This is a genomic window from Flavobacterium sp. LC2016-23 (assembly GCF_009674775.1).
In the GTDB taxonomy this organism is placed as follows: Bacteria; Bacteroidota; Bacteroidia; order Flavobacteriales; family Flavobacteriaceae; genus Flavobacterium.
Genome location: NZ_WKKE01000004.1, coordinates 82556 through 108706 on the forward strand (window position 1 = coordinate 82556; position 26151 = coordinate 108706).

22 protein-coding genes are annotated in these 26151 nt (G+C 36.8%); 7 read left to right on the plus strand and 15 right to left on the minus strand.

What is annotated here, in order from left to right; translation table 11 throughout:
- Window positions 1-18: 18 nt before the first annotated feature.
- From GJU43_RS04480 to GJU43_RS04495, 4 genes are all read left to right on the plus strand, one after another.
- Window positions 19-1827: a glycoside hydrolase family 2 protein gene (locus tag GJU43_RS04480; protein WP_154339625.1), complete on the plus strand. Its 1809-nt coding sequence runs from the start codon at window positions 19-21 to the stop codon at window positions 1825-1827.
- Window positions 1828-1893: 66 nt separating this feature from the next.
- Window positions 1894-2454: a DUF2911 domain-containing protein gene (locus GJU43_RS04485; protein ID WP_154339626.1), complete on the plus strand. Its 561-nt coding sequence runs from the start codon at window positions 1894-1896 to the stop codon at window positions 2452-2454.
- Between the two features lie 114 nt (window positions 2455-2568).
- On the plus strand, window positions 2569-3966 hold the full coding sequence (locus tag GJU43_RS04490) for a serine hydrolase (RefSeq protein ID WP_154339627.1): 1398 nt from the start codon (window positions 2569-2571) through the stop codon (window positions 3964-3966).
- Window positions 3967-4084: 118 nt separating this feature from the next.
- A complete protein-coding gene (locus GJU43_RS04495; RefSeq protein ID WP_154339628.1) occupies window positions 4085-4417 on the plus strand; it encodes a YegP family protein in 333 nt (110 codons plus the stop codon).
- Window positions 4418-4473: 56 nt separating this feature from the next.
- On the opposite strand, the gene GJU43_RS04500 is transcribed toward GJU43_RS04495, so the two are convergent.
- Entirely contained in the window at window positions 4474-4860 is a 387-nt protein-coding gene (locus tag GJU43_RS04500) for a helix-turn-helix transcriptional regulator (protein ID WP_154339629.1), read from the minus strand.
- A gap of 224 nt (window positions 4861-5084) precedes the next feature.
- Window positions 5085-5498 carry a hypothetical protein gene (locus GJU43_RS04505; protein ID WP_154339630.1) on the minus strand — a complete coding sequence of 138 codons (414 nt, stop codon included), beginning with the start codon at window positions 5496-5498 and terminating at the stop codon, window positions 5085-5087.
- 681 nt (window positions 5499-6179) lie between these two features.
- Here GJU43_RS04505 and GJU43_RS04510 point away from each other — a divergent pair.
- A complete protein-coding gene (locus tag GJU43_RS04510) occupies window positions 6180-6593 on the plus strand; it encodes a helix-turn-helix domain-containing protein (RefSeq protein ID WP_154339631.1) in 414 nt (137 codons plus the stop codon).
- Window positions 6594-6818: 225 nt separating this feature from the next.
- On the opposite strand, the gene GJU43_RS04515 is transcribed toward GJU43_RS04510, so the two are convergent.
- Both GJU43_RS04515 and GJU43_RS04520 read right to left on the minus strand, forming a co-directional pair.
- Window positions 6819-6995, minus strand: a complete 177-nt coding sequence (locus tag GJU43_RS04515; RefSeq protein ID WP_132037023.1) for a histone H1 — start codon at window positions 6993-6995, stop codon at window positions 6819-6821.
- A 349-nt stretch (window positions 6996-7344) separates the two neighbouring features.
- Window positions 7345-7887 carry a hypothetical protein gene (locus GJU43_RS04520; RefSeq protein WP_154339632.1) on the minus strand — a complete coding sequence of 181 codons (543 nt, stop codon included), beginning with the start codon at window positions 7885-7887 and terminating at the stop codon, window positions 7345-7347.
- A gap of 386 nt (window positions 7888-8273) precedes the next feature.
- Here GJU43_RS04520 and GJU43_RS04525 point away from each other — a divergent pair, with 386 nt between their 5' ends.
- A complete protein-coding gene (locus GJU43_RS04525; RefSeq protein ID WP_154339633.1) occupies window positions 8274-9254 on the plus strand; it encodes a helix-turn-helix transcriptional regulator in 981 nt (326 codons plus the stop codon).
- Between the two features lie 17 nt (window positions 9255-9271).
- Window positions 9272-10300, plus strand: coding sequence for an AraC family transcriptional regulator (locus tag GJU43_RS04530; protein WP_154339634.1), 1029 nt, complete (start codon window positions 9272-9274; stop codon window positions 10298-10300).
- An 18-nt stretch (window positions 10301-10318) separates the two neighbouring features.
- Here the strand turns inward: GJU43_RS04530 and GJU43_RS04535 are convergent, their stop codons facing one another.
- From GJU43_RS04535 to GJU43_RS04585, 11 genes are all read right to left on the minus strand, one after another.
- Entirely contained in the window at window positions 10319-11062 is a 744-nt protein-coding gene (locus GJU43_RS04535) for a rhamnogalacturonan acetylesterase (protein ID WP_154339635.1), read from the minus strand.
- A gap of 208 nt (window positions 11063-11270) precedes the next feature.
- Complete coding sequence (locus GJU43_RS04540; protein WP_154339636.1) at window positions 11271-12620, minus strand: glycoside hydrolase family 28 protein; 1350 nt, start codon at window positions 12618-12620, stop codon at window positions 11271-11273.
- 22 nt (window positions 12621-12642) lie between these two features.
- Window positions 12643-13629: a pectinesterase family protein gene (locus GJU43_RS04545; protein ID WP_154339637.1), complete on the minus strand. Its 987-nt coding sequence runs from the start codon at window positions 13627-13629 to the stop codon at window positions 12643-12645.
- A gap of 6 nt (window positions 13630-13635) precedes the next feature.
- Window positions 13636-15234, minus strand: a complete 1599-nt coding sequence (locus GJU43_RS04550; protein ID WP_154339638.1) for a glycoside hydrolase 43 family protein — start codon at window positions 15232-15234, stop codon at window positions 13636-13638.
- Window positions 15235-15323: 89 nt separating this feature from the next.
- Window positions 15324-16544 (minus strand): glycoside hydrolase family 105 protein, encoded by a 1221-nt coding sequence (locus tag GJU43_RS04555; protein ID WP_154339639.1) that lies wholly within the window; start codon window positions 16542-16544, stop codon window positions 15324-15326.
- 22 nt (window positions 16545-16566) lie between these two features.
- Window positions 16567-17784 (minus strand): glycoside hydrolase family 105 protein, encoded by a 1218-nt coding sequence (locus GJU43_RS04560; RefSeq protein WP_154339640.1) that lies wholly within the window; start codon window positions 17782-17784, stop codon window positions 16567-16569.
- A 4-nt stretch (window positions 17785-17788) separates the two neighbouring features.
- Entirely contained in the window at window positions 17789-18754 is a 966-nt protein-coding gene (locus GJU43_RS04565) for a DUF4861 family protein (RefSeq protein WP_154339641.1), read from the minus strand.
- 11 nt (window positions 18755-18765) lie between these two features.
- A complete protein-coding gene (locus tag GJU43_RS04570; RefSeq protein WP_154339642.1) occupies window positions 18766-19701 on the minus strand; it encodes an alpha/beta hydrolase in 936 nt (311 codons plus the stop codon).
- A gap of 97 nt (window positions 19702-19798) precedes the next feature.
- Window positions 19799-21472 carry a RagB/SusD family nutrient uptake outer membrane protein gene (locus tag GJU43_RS04575; RefSeq protein WP_154339643.1) on the minus strand — a complete coding sequence of 558 codons (1674 nt, stop codon included), beginning with the start codon at window positions 21470-21472 and terminating at the stop codon, window positions 19799-19801.
- A 12-nt stretch (window positions 21473-21484) separates the two neighbouring features.
- The gene (locus GJU43_RS04580) at window positions 21485-24589 is read right to left on the minus strand and encodes a TonB-dependent receptor (protein WP_154339644.1); all 3105 of its coding nucleotides are present in this window, start codon (window positions 24587-24589) and stop codon (window positions 21485-21487) included.
- Window positions 24590-24624: 35 nt separating this feature from the next.
- Window positions 24625-26064, minus strand: a complete 1440-nt coding sequence (locus tag GJU43_RS04585; RefSeq protein WP_154339645.1) for a glycoside hydrolase family 28 protein — start codon at window positions 26062-26064, stop codon at window positions 24625-24627.
- Window positions 26065-26151: the final 87 nt, after the last annotated feature.

Genomic DNA, 26151 nt, shown 5'->3' on the forward strand with positions numbered 1-26151 from the left:
ATACTAATACTATACTAAATGAAAAAACTATTAACCACATTACTCCTGACCACTTCCGTTTTAGGATTTGCACAAAGCCTAATTTCAAACGTTCCCAACCGACATACCACTTCGTTAAACGGGGTCTGGAATTATATCGTTGACCCCTACGAAACAGGATATTACAGTTTTCACCATGATGTTTACGACAAACAGGCCAAGCCTTCCAACGCTGCTTATTTTAGTAATTATCACGCTGTGAACAAACAGGAACTGGTAGAATACGATTTTGACAAATCACCCAAAATAAACATTCCGGGAGACTGGAATTCACAGGTTCCGGAGCTTAAATATTACGAAGGAAATGTATGGTTCAAAAAATCCTTTGATTATGACCTGAAAGCCCAAAAAAGGCTTTTTGTATACATTGGAGCTATAAATTACAAAGCCGATGTGTATTTAAACGGAAAGAAATTAGGAACGCACGAAGGCGGTTTTACGCCCTTTAATTATGAAGTCACTTCGATTGTAAAAGCAAAAGACAATTATCTGGTCATCAAAGTAGATAACACGCGTCATAAAGAAGATGTACCGACGCTTAATACCGACTGGTGGAATTACGGCGGGATTACGCGTGATGTTACCCTAATCGAAGAATCAGCCTCTTTTGTGGAAGATTATACCATTCAACTGAACAAAAACGATAAAAACAAAATATCAGGTTTTATCAAAATCAACAACTTCAATCCGGCACAAAATGCGATAGCCATCGCCATTCCCGAATTAAAAATCAATTACAAAGGAAAAGTAGGCACTGATGGGATTTTGAAATTTGAAATTCCATCCGAAAGCATCTCGTACTGGTCACCTGAAAATCCAAAATTATATGCGGTTACGATAGATTTCAACGGAGAAAAATTAAAAGATACCATCGGTTTCAGAACTATTGCAACGCAGGAGGATAAAATTTTACTGAACGGAAAACAAATCTTCCTGCGCGGCATTTCCATTCATGAAGAAAATGCCAAAGGCGGACGTGCCAATTCTGAAGAAGATGCTTTACGCCTGCTGAACTGGGCAAAGGAATTAGGCTGTAACTATGTCCGTCTGGCCCATTATCCGCATAACGAAAACATTATCCGACTGGCGGATAAATTAGGCTTAATGGTCTGGGAAGAAATTCCGGTGTACTGGACGGTTGAATTTACCAGAAAAGAAACCTATAACAATGCTCAGGACCAGTTAACCGCAGCCATTACGAGAGATAAAAACAGAGCTTGTATTATCATTTGGTCTATGGCCAATGAAACTCCGATATCTGATGCCAGAAATAATTTCATCAAAAACCTGGTTGACCATACCAAATCACTGGATAATACGCGATTGATCAGTGCGGCATTATTAACGCAAAGCGGAGATGGCTTTGGAACCATCAATGATGAAATCGGTCAGTATTTAGACATCATTGCATTCAATCAGTATTTAGGCTGGTACGGCGGAAATCTGGAAGATGCCGAAAAGATCCTCTGGAAAACCAAATACAACAAACCAGTCATTGTTTCTGAATTTGGAGGTGATGCCAAAGCCGGTTTACATGGAGAAAAAAACGAACGCTGGACAGAAGAATACCAGGAATACCTGTACATTCAGAACCTGAAAATGATCGAAAAAATACCACACCTCAGCGGATTGAGCCCCTGGATTCTGGTAGATTTCAGATCACCAAGGAGATTACTGCCGGGGATTCAGGACGAATACAACAGAAAAGGGCTGATCTCAAACGACGGTCAGAAAAAGAAAGCCTTTTACATTATGCACGACTGGTATGAAAAAAAGAAAAAGGACTAAAAATTTAATATTTTCCTATTCTTTATTCTCTTATTTTTGTATGAATCATATTAAAAATACTACGTTATGAAAAATTTTAGTTTACTGACCCTTCTTTTATTGTTTGTCTTTTCTGTTAATGCACAGGAAGTTAAATTCGCACCTTTGGATGCCAGCCCTGCTGATATTGCTTATTTCCCGAATAAAGCTGTAAAATTTAAGAAAACAGATACGCCTTCACCTGTCATCAAAGTTATTTATTCAAGACCATCTGCAAAAGGAAGAGCTATTTTTGGAGAATTAATTCCGTTTGGTGAAGTATGGCGCGTGGGTGCTAACGAAAACACGGAAATCAAATTTTACAAACCGGTAACGATCAATGGTGTTGCGGTTCCTGCAGGGACGTATAGCCTTTTTGCAATTCCTGAGAAAGACAAATGGACCGTTATTATCAATAAAGAAATTGATTTATGGGGCGCTTACCCTTATGATGCAAGTAAAGACCTTGTGAAAATTGTTGTTCCGGTTAAACCAATCTCAACTCCTGTAGAAGCTTTATCGATTGCTTTTACCGCTCAGGGTACTGGTGCTAATTTAGTAATTGGCTGGGATAAAACAATGGTTGAAGTGCCGATCAGCATTAAATAAGCGTATTAAAAAATACATACCTATGAAAAAGAGACACTAATTAATAATTAGATGTCTCTTTTTTTTATAACTTTCCTTAATTAACTAACGAACAATCTTTTAAAACCAAAAAGAATGAAAAAAAACCATTTGCTTCTGTTATTTTTATTGGGGATTTATTCCGGTTATGCACAACAAAAATTCAAAATTACCTACGAACAATTAAAGGAATATGAAGGTGTTTATGAATATATAAATAAAGGTTCTCTTAAAATAGCCGCTTCACCAAAAGACACCGTTTTATTCGCCATTATCAACGAAAGCAAATACAAATTAAAAGCCATTGACAAAGATATTTTTGAAAATATGTCAAATGAAAAAGTAACTTTTGACCGAAAAGCAGGAATTATTACCGGTTATTCTACTGAAGGAAATAGTTACAACCTGCTCTCTAAAAAAGTAGTTTTCCCAAAAGAAATGTGGTATCCAAGGCTCAACGCGAAAGATTTTAAGTACGTATACCAGCCGCCCAAACAAGATCCGGATGGAATTCCAACAGGAAATCTTGATAAAACCGGTTTAGACAAAGCATTACTGACTGAAATGATGCAGAAAATCGTAGACGGTACATTACCCAATGTTCATAGTGTTCTGATTATTAAAGACGGAAAACTGGTATTTGAAGAATATTTTTACGAATACAATAAAACCAAATTACACGAACTGCGATCTGCCACCAAGAGTTTTATCTCGGCACTTACCGGAATTGCTATTGACAAAGGTTTGATAAAAAGCAAAGACGAAACCGTGCTTTCCTTTTTCCCAGAATATACTTTTAAAAATCTTACCGAAGATAAAAGGCTAATTTCCATTAAAAACCTTTTAACCAACCAAAGTGGTCTGGATTGTGACGTGAGTAACCCAAAATCGGAAGGCAACGAAACAACCATGAATAATTCGGCTGACTGGATACAATTTACCCTCGACTTACCCATGATTGACGTACCCGGAGGAAAAGGAATGTATTGCTCCGGAAATCCGATCACACTGGGCCGGATTATTGAAAAAGCCACAAAAATGCCATTACCCGACTTTGCGAAACAAACTCTTTTTAAAGATATTGGCATTAAAAATTTCGCCTGGAATTTTAAACCGGATACCTCAAGTTCAGAAACCTTCTGCCAAATTTATTTAACTCCCAGAGATATGGGGAAATTTGGGTTGCTTTATCTGAATAAAGGGATGTGGAATGGCAAACAGGTAATCTCTAAAGACTGGGTACAGGAATCCCTGACCAAACAATCAGTGGTCCAAGGGGTTAATTACGGTTATTTGTGGTGGCTCAAATACCTGGATGTAAACGGAGTGCGCTATAATGGAAAAGCGGCCCAGGGAAACGGCGGACAGAAAATTTACATTTGGGAAGAACAAAATATGGTTACGATTATTACCGGTGGAAATTACAATTCACAATCTCCAAGTGACGAAATCAACCAGAAATATATCTTAGCTGCTTTCAATAAAAAACAGTAGAATTCTGGTGGTGAAATGATCAAATATTTTTTTGTCGCGGCATAATTTGTACTACTAAGTTTTGTACTTTTATAACTATCAAAATAGTTAATACCTAACTTAAAAAACCAAAAAACCTATGGGAAAATTTGTAATTACTACAAGAGCAAATGGTGAATTTCAATTTAATTTAAAAGCAGGAAACGGCCAGACTATCCTGACCAGCGAAGGCTATTCTACAAAATCCGCCTGTACAAACGGAATCGAATCTGTAAAAACAAACTCGCAGGACGACAGCAAATACGACAAGAAGGAATCCAGCAGCGGAAAACCTTATTTCAACCTAAAAGCAGGAAATGGACAGATCATTGGTGCAAGTGAAATGTATGAAAGCACTTCTGCCAGAGATAATGGAATCGCTTCCGTAAAAACAAACGCTCCCGACGCCACTACAGAGGATCAGACTGTATAAAACATAAAAGGATAAAAATAAAAAACGAGGTTTAAAAACCTCGTTTTTTATTTTTTCTAAAGCTGACCGAACTTCTTTTTGTACCTGTTTAATTCTTCTTCCGTTTTGCTAAGTAATTTTTCCAACAGCCTTATTTTATCTTCATAAAGCTCTTTTAAAGCCGGATTGTTATCAGAATTAATCTGAATGCTGCCATTATTATTTCCTTCAACTTTATTAAAATTATTGAAATACCGCTGACTGTCAAAACTAAGAATATCTTCTACACTGACGTCTAATATACGGGCTATTTCTACTAATTTAACAAACGAAAGAACAGTCTTTCCTTTTTCTATTTTACTATAACCCGCCTGGGTAACGCCTAGTTGATCTGCCATATATTCCTGAGTATAATTTTTTAACTCTCTAATGCTTTTAATTTTATTTTTTATTGAAGTGGTCATAAGCTCTTTATGGGGGATCTCGTACAGCTAACAGTTCACTATTAAATTTAGGGTACTGTAACTATACCTTTTAATACGTAATCTGATACAACTTCAATGGTAGGTTAATGAAGCTGCATTTCTATTTTTTTTTGGTCGTAATAATAAAACCATACACTACGGCAACGACGATAAAAGCAAGATCGTAGCCAAAAGTTTCGTTTGATAACATCTACTTGTTTTTTTTAAGTGTTGGATTTTTGTTTTTGTACCATCCGATCGAACTCAAGGTTTAAGTACTGATCAATTTGTTTTCCTATGACAGGCCGGTCCAGATTTTTTATCTTAACCCGGATTTCTCTTTTATAAACATCTTTTACGATAACATAATACTCGGCATCGATATCCGTATGAAATCTGGAAATAATGATAATAGTATAGCATAATAAAGTCGGCACGATATAATACATTTCCATTAAATCTGAAAAAACCATGCAATAATAAGCTATAGCAGTGATGGCAATAAAAACACCATTTTCAAGAAAGTAGGATTTCTTTTTTTTAAGTAATCCGAGCTCTACAATTTCATTAAAACTGTATTGCCAGCGTTTTGATCCATAGCAAAATTGTACCTGATCATGAGTAAGAGTAAAGAACATAATTGATTAATAGTTATTTTAGAGATTGGGGGAAATTTTAAAGAAAGTGATGGTCAAAAAATCATTTCCTACGTAAAAATGATCTGGAAATGCTGAAATTTAAACAAAACTTCCTATCGCAATATTACGCATAATCCTATTTTTTTTCTTACAAATGGTCTTATAGAATATAACTATGAGTTGTAATTAAATCCAAACGTCAATCTTTACCTGTTATTTATTTTTAGATCTAACGATTTTACTTATATATCATTTTTTAAGTCAAAAAAGTATATTTTACACTTATTGCACCACGAAAGCTAAGGAAAAAAAAATACATATTTCGGTTTATAAAAAACTTAATGTACCATAAAAAAAGCGGCTGATTCTAAAGAAGAATGAGCCACTTTTAACGACAAATTAATGGTATGAATTACTTGATCGGAGCTGTTATTTCTACTCTTAATCTTCTAAGATTTGACACAAATTAAATATCAAGTTTTACACCGCTTTTCGCCTGCCCCATTCAGGCAGACTTGCAGTAAGATCAGATACAAGAAAAACGAAATACATGTAGTAAAATACACATAAAAAAAGTATTTTTGTTTCCTCCCTGACAAACAATAAAAACAGTATCGCACCACAAAAATCTCGTTTTGGGGCGACCGTTATTTTTAAAACAATCTTAAATATCTTTGAAGTATGAGCACAGCAACAAGACCAAATCACATCGGGCGAAAAATCAACCGTATTCGTGAACTGAAATATATAAAACAAGAAGTCTTAGCGCAGGCTTTAGGAACCAATCAACAGGCTGTTTCTATTATGGAAAACAGCGAGACTATTGATGAAGAAAAATTAGTTGAAGTAGCAAAAGCTCTGGGTGTAACGGTAGAGGCTATTAAAAACTTTTCGGAGGAAGGGGTGGTTAATTATTTCAACACTTTTAATGAAACTGTTTCTGGTAGTAATTTTGGTCCCCAAAGTACTTGTAATTTTAATTCTTTGGATAAAGTAGTTGAACTTTACGAACGTTTGGTTCAGGCTGAAAAAGAACTGGTTCAGGCCGAAAAAGAAAAAGTGGAGTATTTGGAAAAATTATTCAAAGTAAAATAATACACCTGAACAGAGTTTCTAATAAGAAACGCAAATCCTGAAATAATATTGGTAAAGAACTACAAATCGTAAGGATTGTGTCAAAATCAGAAGAAGCAGGAATAGAATTATAGGTAAAGGCCTAAAACAGGCCAGCTCTAAAGAGCGTATAGAAATATTTAAATAATTTCCATAAAAAAACCCCGTCTAAGGCTTAGACGAGGTTTTTGTTCCTGAATACAAATATTATTTTTTTGATTCTTCGATAGAAACTTTTCTAAACTCTTTTAAAAGTTTTTCAATTTCCAAAGTTGATTTACGGGCTCTTGGTCCAGCAGCTTTAACACCTTTTTCAGTTAGTGATTCAGCTTCTGCTTTGAATGTGTCGATTTCGGCGTTGATTTTTACTAATAGATCTTTCATGCTTATACTTGTTAAATTAAGGCGCAAAAATAAAAGTTTGCTTGATAGATAACGCATCTTTAATGTTAAAATTATGCCTGTTTTTGCCTCACCTGTTAATATTAAATTAACCGACGCGCTTGACCTCTTATTTTCAGTTAATTACAAAAAAAATAATCTCCATTTTTATTTTTTATTTTTTTGCTTTCACCTGCTACAGTGCCTTATTGAAGTAAATTCTTAAAGATTATCAACGCATTTTAAGGAGATACAAAGGGTATAAAGGGGCTCGGTCCTTTCTTTTTTTGATAATTATCAGACACAAAAAACTGTATGCTATTTTATATTTATCAAATGCGCTGCTAAATGCTCACATTTTAGTAATATGCATAACATGACGTTCGACAAATGTGATTAAATCAGTCATGTTTCTGTTCTTATCAGATTTATTCGAAATAGAAATAATATGCTGATCCTTGTCCTTAATATATAAAAAGAAGAAATCCTTAGTTAAAACTGCTTTATCTATCTGGCTCCATTTGTGAGCAAAAGCACCCAGCGGGGAATTTACATAAATATAAGAACTGGTAAAATTAAGCTTATAGCTGCCTGTAAGACCGCTGTAAACGGCAATTTTTTTCATACACTTAAAAAAGAATTTGCATGTTGCGTTTACAAATGAATAATGAAACATAAAAAACGAAACAATCAGAATTAAGCTCTTTAACTGCCATTTCATAAAATCTTCCTGACTTTCTAAACTTAAAAAATCAAAAAAAAGAAAAGCGACCACAATAAGTATAAAAAAGACCGTAACCCTTCCTTTATACAAACGCTTAAAATACATCTTATTTAGCTTTTGTATTTCACTAATATTCAACTCAAACTCTGCAGAAAATTTAGAAGTATTCATTTCTTATGGTATTAATTAATTTGTTCTTTCATTATTATTTCTCTTCTGAAAAAAGCAAAATTAAGCGGAATAGTACTTACAGGATAGCTCAATTAAGACATAAAAATGTCAGAATAAGGTTTTTTGCAGATTTTAAGACCGAAGCTGTTTTTTTATGCATTTTCAGGTCCCAAATCGACAAAAAATTACAGTTATCAATTGAATCCCTACACTTATAAAACGGATAAAAAAGGCAAGCTTTTTTACACTAAATTACCTCCGGAAAAGCAAATTTAATTCAAATTCTTACAAAATAATTTCAAAGAACGAAACAAATAATCGCGTATTAAATTCTTCGTAAACTATTAAAATTAAAGCAGTAAAATTTTGTAATACCATAATGCCACATGAAAATAATTGAACATTCTTATTGTGCTGATTTAAGCTGGGTAGAACCGTTTGCAAGACAACTTGATGGAAAAATAGACGGAAATTTTATAGTTGTTCCAGATGATATACAATCGGGAACCAGATATTTTCTGGAGTGCGAAAAAGGGATCGTAGCCTATTATATCGATGTGAAATATCATAAAAACCTTCATTTTATACAAAAAAACCCGAAAGATGATTTTGTGGGATTCTATTATGACCTTACCGATGGTGAAGCCCGTTTAATGACCAATAATACCATCTGCGACTTAGGGCGATGGAAATACAATCTGGCTGTCATAGACGGCAGTTTAAAAGCCAATTACCAGATAAAATCAGGAAGTCATACTTATGCCCTTTGCATATTCATACAAAAAAACAAACTTGCTGCATTTATTAAAGATGATACTGTTCTTTTCTCCGACCTGCAGCAAATAACCGATCCCAAAAAAAACACGGTTATCCGGTTTGACAGGATCAGTAATGATAGTTTTCATATACTCAATGATCTCCGCAAATTAAAAGTAGGTGGCCCGGTTTTCGATTTAAATCTTAAAGCTACGGTACATATGCTGATGTCTAATTATTTAAAGAAAATAGCCCGCAACAGGATTATTATTCAAACCGTTAAGGAATCAGATATTCAAAATATAATAGCAATGCAAATGTTTTTAATTGAAAATATTGAAGGCCCATTTCCGAGCATACTGTCAATGACAGAAAAAATTAAAATGTCTGAAACGAAGTTTAAGATTTTGTTTAAAAAAATGACCGGCTTAACCCCCTATTCTTTCTTCATGAACAATAAAATGGCACTTGCAAAAGAACTTCTTGAAGACGGACAATTAAGTATATCCCAAATTTCAAACAGACTTCATTTTAGTAATAATTCTCATTTTACCTTAAACTTTAAGGAACATTTCGGGTTATCGCCAAAGAGTTTTATGAAACAGTTATAAATCAAATACCTACAGTTATGAAAAAAATCAATCATTTTTATAGTTTAAAACCAGAATGGCAGCAAGAATTAGTTCAGGAAATACAAGGAAAACTTATTGATAATAAAATAATTGTTATCCCGGAAACTCTTGGTACAGGCCATACGTATTTCACCCCTATCGCTCCGGGAATTTCTGTACTGTTTATCGATTTTATTTTAACGGAACCGGTTGAAATAAACCGGTTGAAATCTGAAAATGAATCCTATATCTTTCATTTTGATTTAAGTGATTCCGCAAATTTTATAGAAATTGATACGGCAGAGTACAAAATTGGTTCCCGAGAAAATCCCGGTCTTGCCATTATAGACAATCAGACGGAAAGTTCTTTTAAGCCATCTGTGAATGAACGAACCAAGGCATTACGGCTGCTTGTTGACAAAAAATTACTGAAGGAGCTTATGCAAACTAACTCTATAGAAGAATGTCATAAACAAAAAAACAAAGAGGAGGGAAAGTCCCTTTATTATTACGACCATATTGACAGCAACAGTATTTTCCTGATCAGATCGCTTATTGATAAGTCTGTTTTTGAGCATTCATTCGATTCTTACTTAAAAGGAATTTCACTAAAGCTGTTAGGAAACTTTTTGAATCGCTATGAAAATCTATCGGTGAAAAAAAATGAAATTACGGAAACGGACCTTGAGGCGGTTATTAAAACACAGGATTATTTTTTAAAAGACCTCTGCAATCCCTTCCCTACGATAAATTTCTTATCGGAAATGGCGGGCATGTCTTCTACCAAATATAAAATGCTGTTTAAAAAACATTTTAACGATACGCCTAAAAATCTTTTTTTAAAAGAAAAAATGATCCTGGCAAAAAAACTGCTTCAAAGTGGCAATTACAGTAGCCTGATAGAAATTGTATATGAATTAAATTATACACGAATGAACCATTTTCACTCCAAATATTATGCTGTTTTTCAACGAAAACCATCAGAAGATTTTGTGAAAAAGCCTTATCGGAAAATGGCAGGATATGCTCCTGAAATTGTAACCTGAAGAAGGGAATAAAAATCGTTATTTAATACCCTTTTTTAATTGATCAAGAGCAGGATCTTTCGAAAGTCTGATTTGACTAATCACAATTTTGGCGATTTCCCTAGCTCCTTTTAAAGAAAGATGTGTATCATCATTTTTATCTTCTTTATAATACGGAACTTCGCCTGCCTTAAAATGTAAATGAAGCAACTTTGATTTTTCGGGTCCGTAGGATTGCTCCAGCAATTCGGTATAATATTCTAAGTCAATAAAAGGCACTTTGTATTCCTGTGCTACCAATCTTGTTTGTAAAGGATAATCGCCATGGGTAGGGACCAATACTCCTTGTTCGTTGAAATTTCGCCTTGCAATAGAAGTTAATAAAATTGGAATTGCTCCTTTTTCCCTGCTTTCCTTTACAAACCGGATTAAATTATACCGATAACTTGTATGCGGATTGGTGTATCGCGCTGAATCTGCTATTTTTTCGTCATTATGGCCAAACTCGATAAAAACATAATCCCCTATTCTGAGTTTCTTACAGATGGAATCCCAGCGTTTTTCATTGATAAAACTTTTGGTGCTGCGCCCGTTTACCGCTTTGTTTTCTACAATGATATTTTCATTAAAAAAGGGTTGTAAAACCTGCGCCCATCCATGCTCCGGATTTTTATCGGCATCTTTTTTATTAGCCATTGTCGAATCACCAATACAATAGAGCGTTGTTTTTTGTGCCCGGCAACTCAGGGAAATTAAAAATAAAATGGAAAGGAAGTATTTCATTTTTTGGATTATTCGATTATTCGATTTTTGGATTTTTGGATTATTCGATTTGAAAGTTAATACTAACCGCAAGGTTCGCTAAGGTTTACGTAATCCCGATAGCTATCGGGACGCAAAGTTTATTAACTTATACTTGTACCTCTGAACCTTTGTAACTCTGGGCCTTTGTTACCTCAGTACCTCAGAATCTTAGAGACTCAGAACCTCTTTACTTAGCTGCCGAGGGAACAGTCGCCCGCTGACCAATAAAAACATCGGTCATAAGCACATTCTCCGCATTTTCATTTGACAGGGCGTTTTTTGCCGATTTTATTTCGATGTTGCTTAAAGAGATATTCCTGATTTTTTTCTCCGGGAATCCCTGAATCACAATTCCGGATTCTGTGGCTTTATTGCAGGTGATATTCGAAAAGTAAACATTCGATATGTCCGACTGAAAACCGCTTCCTTCCCCATGATAATTGGATGTGATATACAGGCAGTCTTCTACTTCATCCAGTTTCAGGTTATTGACAAAGATATTCTTTATAAAACCGCCGCGATCTGCATTGGTTTTGATATAGATTCCTCTTTTCAGATAGCCGGCGGTTTTACAATTTTCTACATAAACATTCTGAATTCCGGCAGACATTTCGCTGCCCAAAACCACTCCGTGAAGTCCCTTGAAATTACAATTTCTAATCACAATGTTCTCACTTGGCGTAGCCGAATTGGCTCTTCCTTCATGATCCCTGCCTGCCTTAATGGCCACATTGTCGTCGCCGTTATCGAAATTTACATTTTCAATTAAAACATCTTTCGCGTATTCCGGATCAATTCCGTCATTATTGTAATTCAATGATTTATAGCTTATTCCGCGAACGGTGATACTTTCTGATTTCAAGAGATGCAGACACCAGAACGGGGAATTTTCGATACGGATATTTTCAACCAGAATATTTTTACAATTAAAAAACTGAATCAGCTGTGGACGCATAAAATAACCTTCCCCAAACTTTCTGTCGTTCAGTGGCACGCTGTTATGGTTCATTTCACGACTGCGCATTTTGCCGTCGTTTTCTTTGGCTTTAAAGCTTTTCCAGATATTGCCTCCTTCACCGTCAATTGTTCCCTCACCGGTTATGGCAATATTCGAGCATTCGTAGGCATAAATTAATGGACTGTAATTGTACAGCATTGTTCCTTCCCAACTGGTCAGTACCATTGGCAGATAATCTTTTGGGGCATCACTAAATTTAATTTTAGCGCCTTTTTCTATTTTAAGATTGACATTGCTCACAAAGTGAATCGGACCATTTACTTTATAGATCCCTTTGGGTACAATTATGGTTCCGCCCTTGTTCTTTTTACACAAGGCCATCGCTTTGTCGAAAAAGGCTTTATTATTGGTTACAGAATCTCCTTTTGCCCCCAGTTTTACAATATTTACCTCATACGAAGGAAAAACGGGCAGCTGGATTCTATTCACGATAGCCTCTGCTGCTGCAGTTGGAAATTCCGTTTTCTGGGCGAAAGAACTCCATGAAATTACTAGAAAAAGAAGGCCTCTGAAATTCATATTTAATGTCTTTTTATGAAAACTATTTTTGTTTGGAAAACCAGTTTGGTACGCTGTCCTGAAGAATATTTTCTGTAGTATATTTTTCAGCTTCTTTTTTTGAAAGCTGATGCGACCATGAAACTCTTTTTGTCGGCTGATGTCCTTCGCCTTTGCAATTGTATTCGGCATAAAAAGCATTCTTTTCAGCTTCGGGTTTTGACCAGTTTTGCCAGCCTTCCGGTATTATCTGTTTTTCCATCTCACAATTCAGATACACTGTTTTGGCATAAATTCTCCACGGCCTTCCGAGATAAACGGCTGTTGCAGAAGGATCGGCTGTCAGTTTGCAATTTCTAAAAACAAAACCGAAATCATTTCCCTGCGGAGTTGAAGCAGCAGTGATATAAGAGCTTTTTATGCTGTGAATCACACAATTTTCGAATAAAGCGGTAGCGCTTCCAAAAATAAAATCAGTTGTTCCTTCGATATAACAATCCTTAAAATAGTGTTTGCTTTTTTCACCTGACAGGTACAATGTATCCTGATTTCCCAGTATCCTGCAATTTGAAACCTGTACACGATTCGCCACCACCGACAATGCAATGGCCTGACCATTATCGCCTGAAGTATTTTTAATGGTTAAATTGGATACTGAGGAATCATCTCCTTCCACTAAAACCGTGTACGTATGAAAAGTACTGTTTCTTCCTAAATTTATTTTCGAAAAATTATCATCGAAAGTAATAATGGTGTTTTCTTTACTTTCCCCAATCAGCTCCAGATGCGTATTCCATTCCGGGATTCTGACTTTTTCAGCATAAGTTCCGTTTTTGATACGGATCGTTACTTTTTCATACGGGAATGACGGAGCCGCATTTATGGCCTCCTGAATTTTTGTAAAATCCCCCGAGCCGTCCTGCGCCACAATCATTTCTTTATCAGACCCGCTTTTATAACTGTTCTGAGCGATTGCTGCAAAGCCTGTAAGTAATAAAGTAAATACTATTATTTTTTTTAATGGAATCATCTTCTTTTATTTCGTTATTCTAAACCAGTCCACAGCTACATTACCGGAATCGTTGGTCACTTTCTGACTTAAAGCAAAAAGTCCTAATTTGGCTCCGATCCATTTTCCCTCTTTGGCAGTAAAATTGGTACCTATGGGCTGATATTTTTTATCATCGGAACTGTAAAAAAAGCTGCAGATGCCTCCTTTTTTCACTTTAACCCTTAAGTATATCGTATTGTTTTCGACCAAAACAGCTTTTGTTTCTGTTTCCGAAATTGTTTTGTCAAAAGTTCCGGTTTTCTGATTCAAGTACAATTTGCCATTATTATTTCTCAGGCATAAATAACTGTAATCCAAACCCATTATCAAAAGACCTGTCGTTTCCCCGTCCAGTCTGGCATTGAAAGTCAGTTTGGTGGTAGCCATAAATTCTTCGGCAGGAAATTTTTGCAGCAATAAATTCTGAGCGTCAAAAATTCTCTTTTCATCCTTAATACTGTTGATACAAAACAAGTTCAAATAGCCTGAACTGGTTGGAAATCCCCACTGAATCCGGGAATTGGCCTGCCATTGCCACTGCAATCCTAATGTAGGCAAATTAAACTCGTCTGATGTGGCAGGGGTTTCAATTGGGTATTTTTTTCCAACGTTCGGTTTTTTGAAAGTGGTGACCGGCTCTCCGATGCCGTTTTTATCCAAATCCTGTCCCATTACGGGCCAGTCGTTTTCCCATTTCATGGGCTGCAGGTGCACAATTCTGCCATAAGCGCCTTTGTCCTGAAAATGAATGAACCAGTCTTCACCCGTCTGGGTTTGTACCCAGGCGCCCTGATGTGGGCCATTTATGCTGGTTTTTCCCTGTTCTAAAACCTTTTTCTTCTCGTAAGGCCCCCAAACATTTTTTGATCTTAAAACGGTTTGCCAGCCGGTAGAGACGCCGCCTGCCGGAGCAAAAACATAATAGTAGTTATTTCGTTTGTAAAACTTCGGGCCTTCAATGGTGCTTTCGCTTTCGTGTCCGTCAATTATCATGACCTCGTCATTGTTCGCCACGGTTCCTTCTGCATTCATGGTACAAATCACTAACAAGCTCTTAATCTGCGCACGGCTTCCCGCAAAGGCATGAACCATATACACCTTTCCGTCATCATCCCATAAAGGACTTGGATCGATAAGTCCCAGGCCTGCTTTCACCAAAAGCGGTTCCGACCATGGGCCTTCGGCTTTTTTTGATTTTATCATATAAATTCCAAAATCAGGATCGGGGTAATAAATATAAAATTCATTGTTATGATAAGTAATACTCGGAGCCCAGACACCATTCCCGTGCTGTACTGTATTGTAGGTTTCGAATGGCGGCTGTTTGGCCAGTGCGTAGCTTATAATTTTCCAGTTAACCAAATCCTTGGAATGCAAAATCGGTACTCCCGGAATGCAGTTAAAAGATGAAGCGGTCATGTAAAAATCATCTCCTACCCGAACCGCATCCGGATCTGAATAATCGGCATGAATAATCGGGTTGGTGTAGGTTCCGTCTCCATTATCCGGAATCCACACTTGTGCGAAATTCGGTTGTATCGAAAATACGGATAACAAAAAAAAGATGATTTTTATGTTTTTCATTTAAAGAAAATTTAGCTTTTCTGATTAGACCTGACAGGTTTTTAAAACCTGTCAGGTCTTTGTGTTCAAAACAAAAAAGTTGATCTGACCTATCTGTTCAATTCTAATGCTGCCAGAATAAAAGGGCCTGTTGCTTTCGGATCGTTGTCTTTTTTTCTTTCGTTTACGTAATATTCGTAAGAGCCATCACGATATGGATTCCCTCCTAAACCCGCCACCTGACAAGCCTGGGTTAAGGTGATTCCGCCGTCTTCATCTACTTTTTTGATCAGTTGAGTTGTGAGGCCGTCAAAGGCTTTGTTGGCCAGTTTTTTATATTTTTCAGGCAGATATCCTTTGTTGGCTCCTTTGGCAAAAGCATACGCAAACATCGATGATCCTGACGCTTCCAGGTAATTTCCTTTTCTGGCGCCCTGATCGGTTACCTGATACCATAAGCCGGATTTGTCCTGATATTTGGCTAAACTGGCCGAAACATTATTTAAGTATTTAACCAGTTCTTTTTGTTTTGGATGGTCTTTTGGGAAATAATCCAGCACATCAACCAAAGCCATGGTGTACCATCCTAAAGCTCTGGACCAGAAATTAGGAGAGTTTCCTGTTTCTTTATTTGCCCATGGCATTTCTTTGCTTTCATCCCAGCCGTGGTATAATAATCCTGTTTTTGGATCGGTTGCATGCAGCTGAATCAGCTCAAACTGTTTTGCGATATCATCCAGGCTTTTTCCGTTTTCAAATGTAACGGTATATTGTGCATAAAAGGGCTCTCCCATATACAACCCGTCCAGCCACATTTGGTTCGGATAGATTTGTTTGTGCCAGAATCCCCCACTTTTTGTACGTGGCTGTTCGGCAAGCTGCTTGCGGATGGATTGTAAAGCGGTAAGGTATTTTTGTTCTTTTGAAGTAGCATAAATATCAAAAAGAAGACGGCCCGGCACCACTAAATCAATATTATACTTATCGAATTCATACGTTTTAATACTGCCATCATTTTGTACCAGTGTGTCTACATAACCTCTTATGTAGGCTTTGTATCTTGGATCCGGATTTTTTTTATATAATTCTTCGATGGAATGTAAAACCAGGGCGTGGACATAATCCCATTTGGCTGTTTTTGAATCGTCGATCATATAGGCCTGAGGATGGCGTTTCATCAAAGTCAAAGCCATTTTATCGGACCATTTTAAATCTTTAGAAATAACGATATCCTTATTTGCCGGTTCCTGAGAGGTTATTTTACAGCTTGTCAAAACCATAAGTCCAAGTATTACAACCGATACAAATCCTTTTTTTCTGTTATTTTTCATTTCAAAATATATTTAAATTCTGTTATTTATTCAACTCGATTGCACTTAACAAAAATGCTCCTATACCTATTGCCCCGTTTTCTTTTGTTTTGGCAGTGAGGTAATAATCATTGGTGCCATCGCGAAACGGTTTTCCTCCCAGTCCTACATTGGAAGAAACATTGAGAATCGTTATTACTCCTGTTTTATCCACTTTTACAAATTCTTTTACAAAACTGTCAAATGATTTTTGGGCTGTTTTTTTATAGGATGAAGGCAAATATCCTTTGTCTGCCCCTTTTGCAAAGGCATAAATAATCATTCCTGAAGCAGATGGTTCTACATAATTGCCATACAACTGAGGCTTATCTGCTACCTGGTACCACAACCCTTCCGGGCTTTTGCATTCATTTACATTTTTTGCAATCTGATTGAGGTATCCGACCAGTACTTTGTATTTTGGATGTGATTTTGGGAAATAATCCAGTGTTTCAACCAATGCCATCATGTACCAGCCAATCCCGCGCCCCCAGATGGTTGGTGAAGTTCCCGTTTGTTTATTGGCCCAGCCAATTGCTTTACTTTCGTCCCAGGCCTGATAGGGTAAACCTGTATTTTTATCGATGATATTATTTTGCGCCAGTTCAAATTGCTTAGCAATATCGTCCAGGCTTCTTCCATTTTCATACTTTACGGTAAATTGCGTGTAGAAAGGTTCACCCATATACAGGCCGTCAATCCACATCTGGTCCGGATAAATCTGTTTGTGCCAGAATCCTCCGCTTGGTGTTCTCGGCTGGGTTTCGAGTTGATTTCTTAATTGTCCCGTAATTTTTAGATAGCGGGGATCTTTTGTCAGATCGTATAAATTAAACAAAAGTTTTCCCGGGCTTAAATAATCGATATTGTATTCTTTGCTATCGTATTTTTTAAGGTTTCCGGTACTGTCGATCATTTCATCAACGTAGTCTTTTATGTAATTGAGGTATTTTTTGTTGTTTGTTTTCTGATATAATTTTTCAAAACCGCACAATACAAAACCCATTTTATAATCCCACTTAGGCTTGTCATTTCCATCGAGCTGCCAGGCATTCGGGTATTTATTTAAAATAGAAAGTGCTGTTCTTTCCGACCATTTTAACTGATCGGAAATAACCCATGAATCATCCTGCTGCTGTGCTGTTACTTTACTGTTAACAATGAGCAGTAAAACAACAAGGCATTTTATAAAATTGATTTTTACACAGACCGGTTTAAGCATACGATTACATTTTACCTTTTTTGTTTAGTACTTCTAATTTATCGTTCAGGTATTTTACAAATTCTTCCTGTGTTTTAATTCCGTTTACTTCTTGTTCCCAGGCGCCCAAAAGGTAAAATGAAGTTGCTTTGGTTGTGGGTTTGAATACTAACAAATAATCTAAATCCGTATCTTCAATACTCTCGATTGTACTTACTTGGTAGAAAATAGCCATTCCAAGTTTATCCGGAACTAAGGATTGCTGACCGTAAGTGGCCAGATAAGCCCATTTTTTATTTTTGCTTTCTTTTTTAAGTAATTCGGTATTTTTCTGTTTGACGATTCCGGTACAAATTCCCTGAATGGCTTTGGATGCTTTTATGGTATGCTGTGTATATAGCTGGTCCGGTTTAATGGTCAGTTCTGAGGTGAAATTGATTTTATCAGCCGCTGTTTTCCATCCGTAATAATCAATTTTTACTACCGATTCGTTGGTTTTATTGCTCACATAGGCAATCGTTGAATCGACTTCACGGAAGTGTAATTTCTCCTTGTTCAGGTAACGATCGATGGATCCGATTCCGATTCCTTTTCCGGCTTTCAGGATATCTGCTCCCCAATCGCTCATTTCGTGGTACGAATCGAAATTATCCTGCCCTACTTTTGGTAATATATTCGCTGACGTTTTCTTTCCGAAAATATCAATCGCATTTCTCCAGTCCAGATACAAACGGTATCCGATTCTGTTATTTTCCCATCCCGGGCCTTCGTAACGGATATCAAAAGAATGATCGGTATGTTCCGGAGCTAATTTTAATTTGTCTACATTTTTAAAAACTGTACCACCAATATATTTTCGGCCTTCCCATTTTCCGTCTGTTTTGGCTGAAATTTCGGCATAGGTTTTAGCTGTTTTCACATCGTATTTTTGGGCATTTGCAGCAGTAAAACCGAATAGTACTAAGGCTGCTATTTTTATTTTTACTTTCATTATAGGGTAAATTATTTAAAAATTGTATCTAAAAACTGTGTGGTATAAACAATCGTCTGACTAAACCAGGGTTGAAAAAACCAAAAGGAATGTGGTGAATTCTCTATTGTTTTAACCTCATTATAAATCTTATTCTGATTTAAAAGGACAATCATATCGTCTCTTCCGGCATGAAATCTTTCGAAACTGCTGCTTATAAAAAGTACCGGTGGTGTATTTTTGTCTGCGTGGCTTAAAGCCGAAGCGTTTTTCCAGTTTTCCGGATTTTCATCATAAGTCCCATTCAGCCAAAAAGCGGCCATTTCTCCTTCTTTTGATTCGGGATGTTTGAAAGCCAGAACACCGTCTATATCTATAATTACGTTTACTGCTGAAGAGGATTTGCTTTTATTCGTTACATCCTCAAAAGCCGGATTTCCATTTGTTGTACCGATCAAAGCTGCCATTTGTCCGCCCGAAGAGCATCCTAAAACCGCAATTTTGTCCGGAGCTACACGGAATCTTTTGGCATTATCTTTTATAAAACGGATCGCATTTTTTACATCGTAAATCCCTTCCGGGTATTTTGCTTCTGTTGATAATCTGTATTCGATGGCAAAACAAGAATATCCTTTTGAAGCTATTTCCTGCGCCAGCTCATGCATTTGGTTTTTATTCCCGGATCTCCAGCCTCCTCCGTGAATCAGGATTACAGCGGGATTTAATTTTTTGTTTTTATTTAAAAAGGCATCAAAATGTAAGGCCCTGCTTTTTTTCCGATCATAAACCACATCATTCAGCCGATTAACATTTGGATTTTTTTCTGACCGGGCAACTGTTATAAAAGGATAGGTATCTATTAATTTGGCATAGGTACTTTTTACGGTGTATGAAGTATCTGTACGGTATTGACTTCGAGCATCGATGACTTTTAAAAACAAGACTAAAAGTACTACTATTTTTTTCATCTTCAATTTCTCAATTTCAGTTAAGAAAGGAGCCTGACCATGTTCAGACTCCTTTTTAACTGCTTCAAAAAAACTAATATTTCAAAATTACAAATTACTAATATCCCGGATTTTGTGGAAAATCTTTATTTTGATTTAAGTCCAGTGCCGTTTGAGGGATTGGTCTTAAAATTTTTAACTGTCCGCCTACCCCAACAAAGTTTGCAGCCTTAATTTTATAATTATAAGCCGAAGCTCTGGCCACTAATGTTCCGGTACGTTTTAAGTCAAACCAGCGTTTGTATTCTCCCACCAATTCTCTTCCTCTTTCATCTAAAATATAATCGATATTGAATTGTCCGATTGTTGCATTGGCTACTCCGGCTCTTCTTCTCACTTCGTTTAAACGATCTAAACCTGTTGCTGGTACACCTGCTTTTAAATAGGCTTCTGCCGCAATTAAATACGTTTCACCTAATCTGGCCACAATAATATCTCTTGTACTAACAGGACCTGTACTGGATGGTGTAGTCGGATCCGGGTCATCAAACTTCTTTACGGGAATGGTATAGCAGTCACGGTTATCGATTAAAGTATGCGCTGCATCGTATTCTCCCCAAGGGTGATATACAAAAGTGGCTGCTTTTCTGGATGCATTAGCCGTTTCCCAGGCCAGTCTGTCCGCAGGCGTAAACCATTTTGGTTCGTAAAAATGTCTCACTTTTAAAGCAGCCGGATTGGCACTTCTGTAATACGGAAAATAAAGAACTGTTTTAGTCTGTCCGTTGTTAGTTTCCGGACCTTCCAGTATTTCGGTCATAAAAGTGGCATCCCATCTTTTATCCCCTTTCTCATATAAACTCAAAGCATAAGCTGTTGGACATAAATTATAGCTTCTTAATGGCGCTCCTGTTTCTGCTCCTCCTAAATAAGGGCCAAAATAGTAAAACTGGTTGTTTCCTAATTTGGTAGGATCCGTGCTTGTTGACGCTTTGTCGTATTGAACAGAAAAAATTGTTTCTGCATTTAAATCGTTGCCGGGTTTAAATAACTGATCGAAAGCAATACCTAAAGTTTGTCCGGCAATAGCAGCGTCTGCATAAGCCGCAGCTTTTGAGAAATCGTCTGGTTTGCCATAAGTTTCATATCCTCTGGTTAGGTACACTTTAGCAAGTAAATCATTTACAGCTCTTTTGTTTACTTTTCCGGATGTAGCATACGCAGAAGTTCCAACGCTTGCTAAAGCTGCGTCTAAATCTCCTATAATTTGCGTATACACTTCTTCCGCTGTATTTCTTTTAAAAGATAAAACAGGACTTGTAACATGTTCATTTACAATTGGAACACCGCCATAAGTCTGTACCAGTAAAAAATAAGCCTGTGCTCTTAAAAATCTGGCTTCTCCTACTAAAGTATTTAAGTTTGAAGTCTGTTCTGTTATTCCTGAATAGTAAATCGTTTTATTTACCGATTGAATTAACTGGTAACAAGGACGGTACAAATCAGCTACGTTATCTGCCGTAGGAATTAAAAGCGTGTACTGGCTCAGACCTGCCGGTTCCGGTGTTCTTCCCTCAGCGTACATGTCTGTGCCGGATTCAAACAACCAGGGATTTCCGCCGTAAATACTTTTTAGCCAGGCGTAATTTGAATTTACCAATAACTGAAATCCGGATGCGGTTTTATAAGTTTCATCAGCCGGTACATTTGAAAGGCTTTCTTCTTCAATATAGTCGCTGCAAGAGCTTAAAGCCGAGATAATAATTCCTAATACTATAATTATTTTTTTCATTTGATGTCTTGATTAAAATTTAACACTTATTCCCAACTGCGTTGTCACGGATGCCGGACGGTTTACTCCAAAAGGAGATGCTGCCCATTCCGGATCATATCCATCGAAATTTGTAAATACAAACGGATCTAAAACATTTACATAAATTCTCAGGTTGCTCATTTTAAGTCTTTTTAACAATTCTGCATTAAATGTGTATCCTAAAGATATATTTTTAATCTTCACATAAGAAACATCTCTGTAATAACCGAATAAAGAAGTCCAGTAAGCTCCTGCACCAGTGGCAACCGGTCCTGGTCTTGGGTTTGTATTATTCGCATTCGCCTCAATACCTGTTCCGTTTGTCGGAATAAAATAATCCATTGCTAATTTCTGACGGCCTCTGTCGCTTACATCGGCAAAGTTTTGGTGAAAAGTACTCAAAACGGTTTGTCCCTGACTTGTCAGTACCGAAAAGTTAAAATCAAAATTCCCTACGGTTAATTTAGAATATAAACTTCCCTGCCAATCCGGATTGACGTTACCAATTACCGTTCTGTCATCACTATTAAATTTACCATCTCCATTCAGGTCTTTTGGTTTTGCCTGACCCGGCAGCATATTATAAGTTGCTGCTTCTGCCTTCTGACTTTCCTGCCAGACACCATCATATACATAATTGTAATTAGGATTTAACTCTGATCCTAAAATTAATTTATTTCCAATATCACTCACCTTATCCTGGTTGTAGATAGATTCCAGTTTATTTACGTTTTTAGTGAAGGTAAAAGTAGTTTCCCAGTTTACGAAGTCACTTTTAATAATTTTAGTCGTTAATAAAACCTCGACCCCTTTATTGCTTACCGAACCTACGTTGGCAAAAGTATTTTTATATCCTGTTTCAAGAGGTAATTCCTGTTTGTAGATTAGCTTGTCAGATAATCTGTCGTAAACATCTACGCTACCCGAAATTCTGTTTTTCAGGAATCCAAAATCAAGTCCGAAGTTAAGTTCTCTTGTTTTTTCCCAGGTCAACTGCTGATTGGCTAAATTTTCGGTCTGCCAGCCGGAAACTACATTCGCCCCGTTCGCATAAAAAGTCTGCTGGTTTAATAAAGCCTGAGAAGTGTAAGGAGCTACGTTATCATTTCCGGTATACCCCAAACTGGCGCGTAGTTTTAAGTCCGAAATTACAGTGCTGCTTTCTAAGAAAGATTCTTTGTTGATTTTCCATCCTAAGGCTACAGAAGGGAAACTCTGCCATTTATTTCCTTCCGACAAAACAGATGACCCGTCCCATCTGGAAGAAGCTGTTAATAAATATTTGTCTTTAAACGTATAATTTAAACGAACGGCATAAGAGCTTAATGTATTTTTTTGATACCCTGAGCTTATGTTATAACTGGTCTGAACTCCGGATCCCATATTATTAGATCCTGTATTAAAAGGCTGATTGTTAGAATACAAATAAGAAGTTTCATCTGTGTTAGAATACAAACTTTGTAGTAACAATACGCTAAAATCATGTACTCCCGCAAAAGTTTTTTTCAAATCAATCTGGTTATCCCAGGTGTAATTGAAATTATTGAAGTTTTTAATCGATGCTGAATTTTTTCCATTTAAAGTAACACCCGCATTGGTTTGTGCGCCATATCCGGTGCTTGTAACCGTATTTTCTATTCCGGCTGCAAATGTTGTTTTAAAGGAAAGCCATTTTAAGGGCTGGTATTGAAAAAATACGTTACCCACAGACTGCCATGTTTTTTCGGTTTGGGAAGAATTGGCAATTTCCATTAACGGGTTAACGGTACTCGTTTTATTAATTGCCCATGAACCATCAGGATAGGTTAATTTACCAGGCAGAAAAAACAAATTTCCTACTTGTTCATTTCCGGCAGCATCAACGGCCCATGGAGACATTAACGGACTAAGCCTGAAAGCGTCCTGCATGGCTAAATCACTTCCTAATTGTGTAGCAACTCTGGCAATAGTAATGTTGGCACCAGTTGTAAATTTGTCGTTTATCTTGTGATTTAATCCTAATTTAAAAGAATATTTATCAGTTGAATCATTGTCAATAAGCCCTTCGTCACTTTGTACCCCAAAACCTAAATTATAACTCAGACCCGAATCAGAACGTCCGGAAACGTTCAGATAGTTATTTTGGGTCATACCTGTTTTAAGAACCGCGTCTGCCCAGTCAAAATTGTAACCGCTTTTTGCTCTTGATACTAATAACGGACTTTGATTTCCGGCTAACGTGGCAAGCTGTGCCGGGGTCTGAGTAGCCGGTGTTGCGCTCATGTAAGCTACCTGGTGAAATTTCCACCACTCTTCACCATTCATCATTTTCGGAAGTCTTGCCGCTTCTTTTGTACCGTAAGAAGAATCAAAAGTTACATTGATTCCGGATTTTACGTTTGCACCGCTTTTAGTGGTTACAATGATAACACCACTCGCTCCTCTTGAACCGTAGATAGCAGCAGAAGAAGCATCTTTTAAAACGTCCATTCTTGAAATATCCTGTGGATTAAGAAAATCAATATTATCAACAGGCACTCCGTCTACAACGTATAATGGAGAAGAGCCTACCAAAGAGTTATTTCCTCTGATGACCACTTTAAATCCGTCACCGGAACGTCCTGAAGAAGAGGTAATGGAAACTCCGGGTGTACTTCCCTGAATGGCTTCAAGAGCACTTGTTGTATTTCTTTCGGTAATGGTTGCAGCGTTAATGGTACTGATCGAACCTGTTAAATCTGTCTTTTTTACCGTTCCGTAACCCACGACTACAACTTCATTCAATGAATTGGATTGTTCTGCCAGACTCACATTTATTTTAGACTTTCCTGCAACACTAACTTCCTGTGTCTGAAATCCTAAATAAGTGATAACTAATATTGCTTTATTATTTGTAACATTTATTTTGAAACTCCCTTCAAAATCTGTTGAAGTTCCGTTTTTAGTTCCTTTTTCCTGAATATTTACTCCCGGAAGCGATAATCCTGCTGCATCTGTAATTTTCCCCTCAATCACAGTAGACTGAGCGCTCACTGTATTGCTCAAAAGGAAATTCAGGAAAAATAAAAATACCACATTGTATTTTATTTTTTTCTTTGATAGTTCTTTAATGTTCATAGTTTATTTAATAGTTTGGTTAATTGATAGTTATTTTAGTTTTTAATTGATTCTACTTTTTTTCCATTGATATAAGTATTTATAAAATTTACATTTTTAACATTTTTAAGCGAATAGACCGAATCTACTTTTTCAATTACGACATCTTTAAATGTGATATTTTCTATCGGTGATTCTTTGTAACCATCGGCCAGAATCCCGTATTTTCCACCGTTTTTGACTTTGATATTTTCAAGACTTATATTTCTGATAGCCGGTATAAAATTTCCTTTTTGGGCTCCGTACACATCATAGGTCATTGTTGCTCTCAAAACACATTCTCTCACCGTCCCTACTTCAATATTCCTGACATAGATATCCTCTGTTGTGCCGCCTCGTTTTGAGTTGGTTTTAATTCTGATGGCCCTGTCAAGATTTGGACTGTCCATGATGCAATTTTCAACAAAAACATTATTGACTCCTGCCGATATTTCACTGCCCATAACTACTCCGCCATGACCGTCTATCATTTTACAATTCTGAACAATAATATTTTTACTTGGAATGGCAACTCTTCTTCCGTCTGCGTCTCTTCCTGATTTGATGGCAATACAGTCGTCTCCCGTATTAAAAGTGCAGTTTCTGATAATTATATTTTGGGAATATTCCGGGTCACATCCGTCATTATTAGGTCCGTGGCTGTTTACCAGCACCCCGTCAATGATCATATCTTTTGATTTTATGGGATGTAAAACCCAAAAAGGAGCATTAATAATCGTAACATCTTTTACTAAGACAGTATTGCATTCGAAGAATTCAATAAAAGTTGGCCGTAAATAACGTCCTTCACCGAAAACCCTTTCGGAGACCGGAACTCCTTTTTCGGCCATAGCAATCAAAACTTCACGGTTTTCCGGATCATTTTGTGATGGAATTCCTTTCTGCCATCCGTAGTTTTTACCTCCTGCCCAAATCCACCAGTTTGTACTATTGGCCTGACCGTTAAGGGTCCCTTTGCCGGTTATCGCAACATTGGTTTTGTTTTTTGCATATATAAGAGGGGAATAATTCATCAGTTCTGTTCCTTCCCATGATGTATGCACTAAGGGATATTCTTTTGCATCTGTACTGAAAAGAATCTCTGCCTGATCTTCTAAATGCAGGTTTACATTACTTTCTAAATGTATCGGCCCGGTAAGGTATTTTCCGTTTGGAACCAGTACTTTTCCACCACCGTTTTGAGCACATTCTTTAATTGCTTTTTCAAAAGCCATTGTATTAGATGTTTTTCCGTCGGCTACTGCACCAAAATCATTTATATTATAAGTCTTGTCGGAAAAATGCGTCAAATGGATGCTTTTTATGATTAAATCCTTTTTTTTCCATGGATCAGCTTCAGAAATACCGGATACTTGCTTAGCACAGGACAAAAAAAACAGGAATACCAAACCGAAAACGGCTGCATTTTTTACTGTTATAGTCTTATTTGTAATCATTTAAAGAATATTTTATGAGTTGAGGCCAGCAAATGCAACCTTTTATGTAATCGATTACACGAAAGTAAAAAAATAGTTTGACTGCAC

Excerpts from the sequence above, each read along its gene's own strand:
- GJU43_RS04495 (WP_154339628.1), top strand. The coding sequence starts at position 4,085 with ATGGGAAAATTTGTAATTACTACAAGAGCAAATGGTGAATTTCAATTT.
- GJU43_RS04580 (WP_154339644.1), bottom strand. The coding sequence starts at position 24,589 with ATGAACATTAAAGAACTATCAAAGAAAAAAATAAAATACAATGTGGTA.
- GJU43_RS04545 (WP_154339637.1), bottom strand. The coding sequence starts at position 13,629 with ATGATTCCATTAAAAAAAATAATAGTATTTACTTTATTACTTACAGGC.
- GJU43_RS04520 (WP_154339632.1), bottom strand. The coding sequence starts at position 7,887 with ATGAATACTTCTAAATTTTCTGCAGAGTTTGAGTTGAATATTAGTGAA.
- GJU43_RS04585 (WP_154339645.1), bottom strand. The coding sequence starts at position 26,064 with ATGATTACAAATAAGACTATAACAGTAAAAAATGCAGCCGTTTTCGGT.
- GJU43_RS04510 (WP_154339631.1), top strand. The coding sequence starts at position 6,180 with ATGAGCACAGCAACAAGACCAAATCACATCGGGCGAAAAATCAACCGT.
- GJU43_RS04480 (WP_154339625.1), top strand. The coding sequence starts at position 19 with ATGAAAAAACTATTAACCACATTACTCCTGACCACTTCCGTTTTAGGA.
- GJU43_RS04550 (WP_154339638.1), bottom strand. The coding sequence starts at position 15,234 with ATGAAAAACATAAAAATCATCTTTTTTTTGTTATCCGTATTTTCGATA.
- GJU43_RS04540 (WP_154339636.1), bottom strand. The coding sequence starts at position 12,620 with ATGAATTTCAGAGGCCTTCTTTTTCTAGTAATTTCATGGAGTTCTTTC.
- GJU43_RS04530 (WP_154339634.1), top strand. The coding sequence starts at position 9,272 with ATGAAAAAAATCAATCATTTTTATAGTTTAAAACCAGAATGGCAGCAA.
- GJU43_RS04555 (WP_154339639.1), bottom strand. The coding sequence starts at position 16,544 with ATGAAAAATAACAGAAAAAAAGGATTTGTATCGGTTGTAATACTTGGA.
- GJU43_RS04490 (WP_154339627.1), top strand. The coding sequence starts at position 2,569 with ATGAAAAAAAACCATTTGCTTCTGTTATTTTTATTGGGGATTTATTCC.
- GJU43_RS04500 (WP_154339629.1), bottom strand. The coding sequence starts at position 4,860 with ATGACCACTTCAATAAAAAATAAAATTAAAAGCATTAGAGAGTTAAAA.
- GJU43_RS04575 (WP_154339643.1), bottom strand. The coding sequence starts at position 21,472 with ATGAAAAAAATAATTATAGTATTAGGAATTATTATCTCGGCTTTAAGC.
- GJU43_RS04485 (WP_154339626.1), top strand. The coding sequence starts at position 1,894 with ATGAAAAATTTTAGTTTACTGACCCTTCTTTTATTGTTTGTCTTTTCT.
- GJU43_RS04565 (WP_154339641.1), bottom strand. The coding sequence starts at position 18,754 with ATGAAAGTAAAAATAAAAATAGCAGCCTTAGTACTATTCGGTTTTACT.
- GJU43_RS04535 (WP_154339635.1), bottom strand. The coding sequence starts at position 11,062 with ATGAAATACTTCCTTTCCATTTTATTTTTAATTTCCCTGAGTTGCCGG.
- GJU43_RS04570 (WP_154339642.1), bottom strand. The coding sequence starts at position 19,701 with ATGAAAAAAATAGTAGTACTTTTAGTCTTGTTTTTAAAAGTCATCGAT.
- GJU43_RS04515 (WP_132037023.1), bottom strand. The coding sequence starts at position 6,995 with ATGAAAGATCTATTAGTAAAAATCAACGCCGAAATCGACACATTCAAA.
- GJU43_RS04560 (WP_154339640.1), bottom strand. The coding sequence starts at position 17,784 with ATGCTTAAACCGGTCTGTGTAAAAATCAATTTTATAAAATGCCTTGTT.
- GJU43_RS04505 (WP_154339630.1), bottom strand. The coding sequence starts at position 5,498 with ATGTTCTTTACTCTTACTCATGATCAGGTACAATTTTGCTATGGATCA.
- GJU43_RS04525 (WP_154339633.1), top strand. The coding sequence starts at position 8,274 with ATGAAAATAATTGAACATTCTTATTGTGCTGATTTAAGCTGGGTAGAA.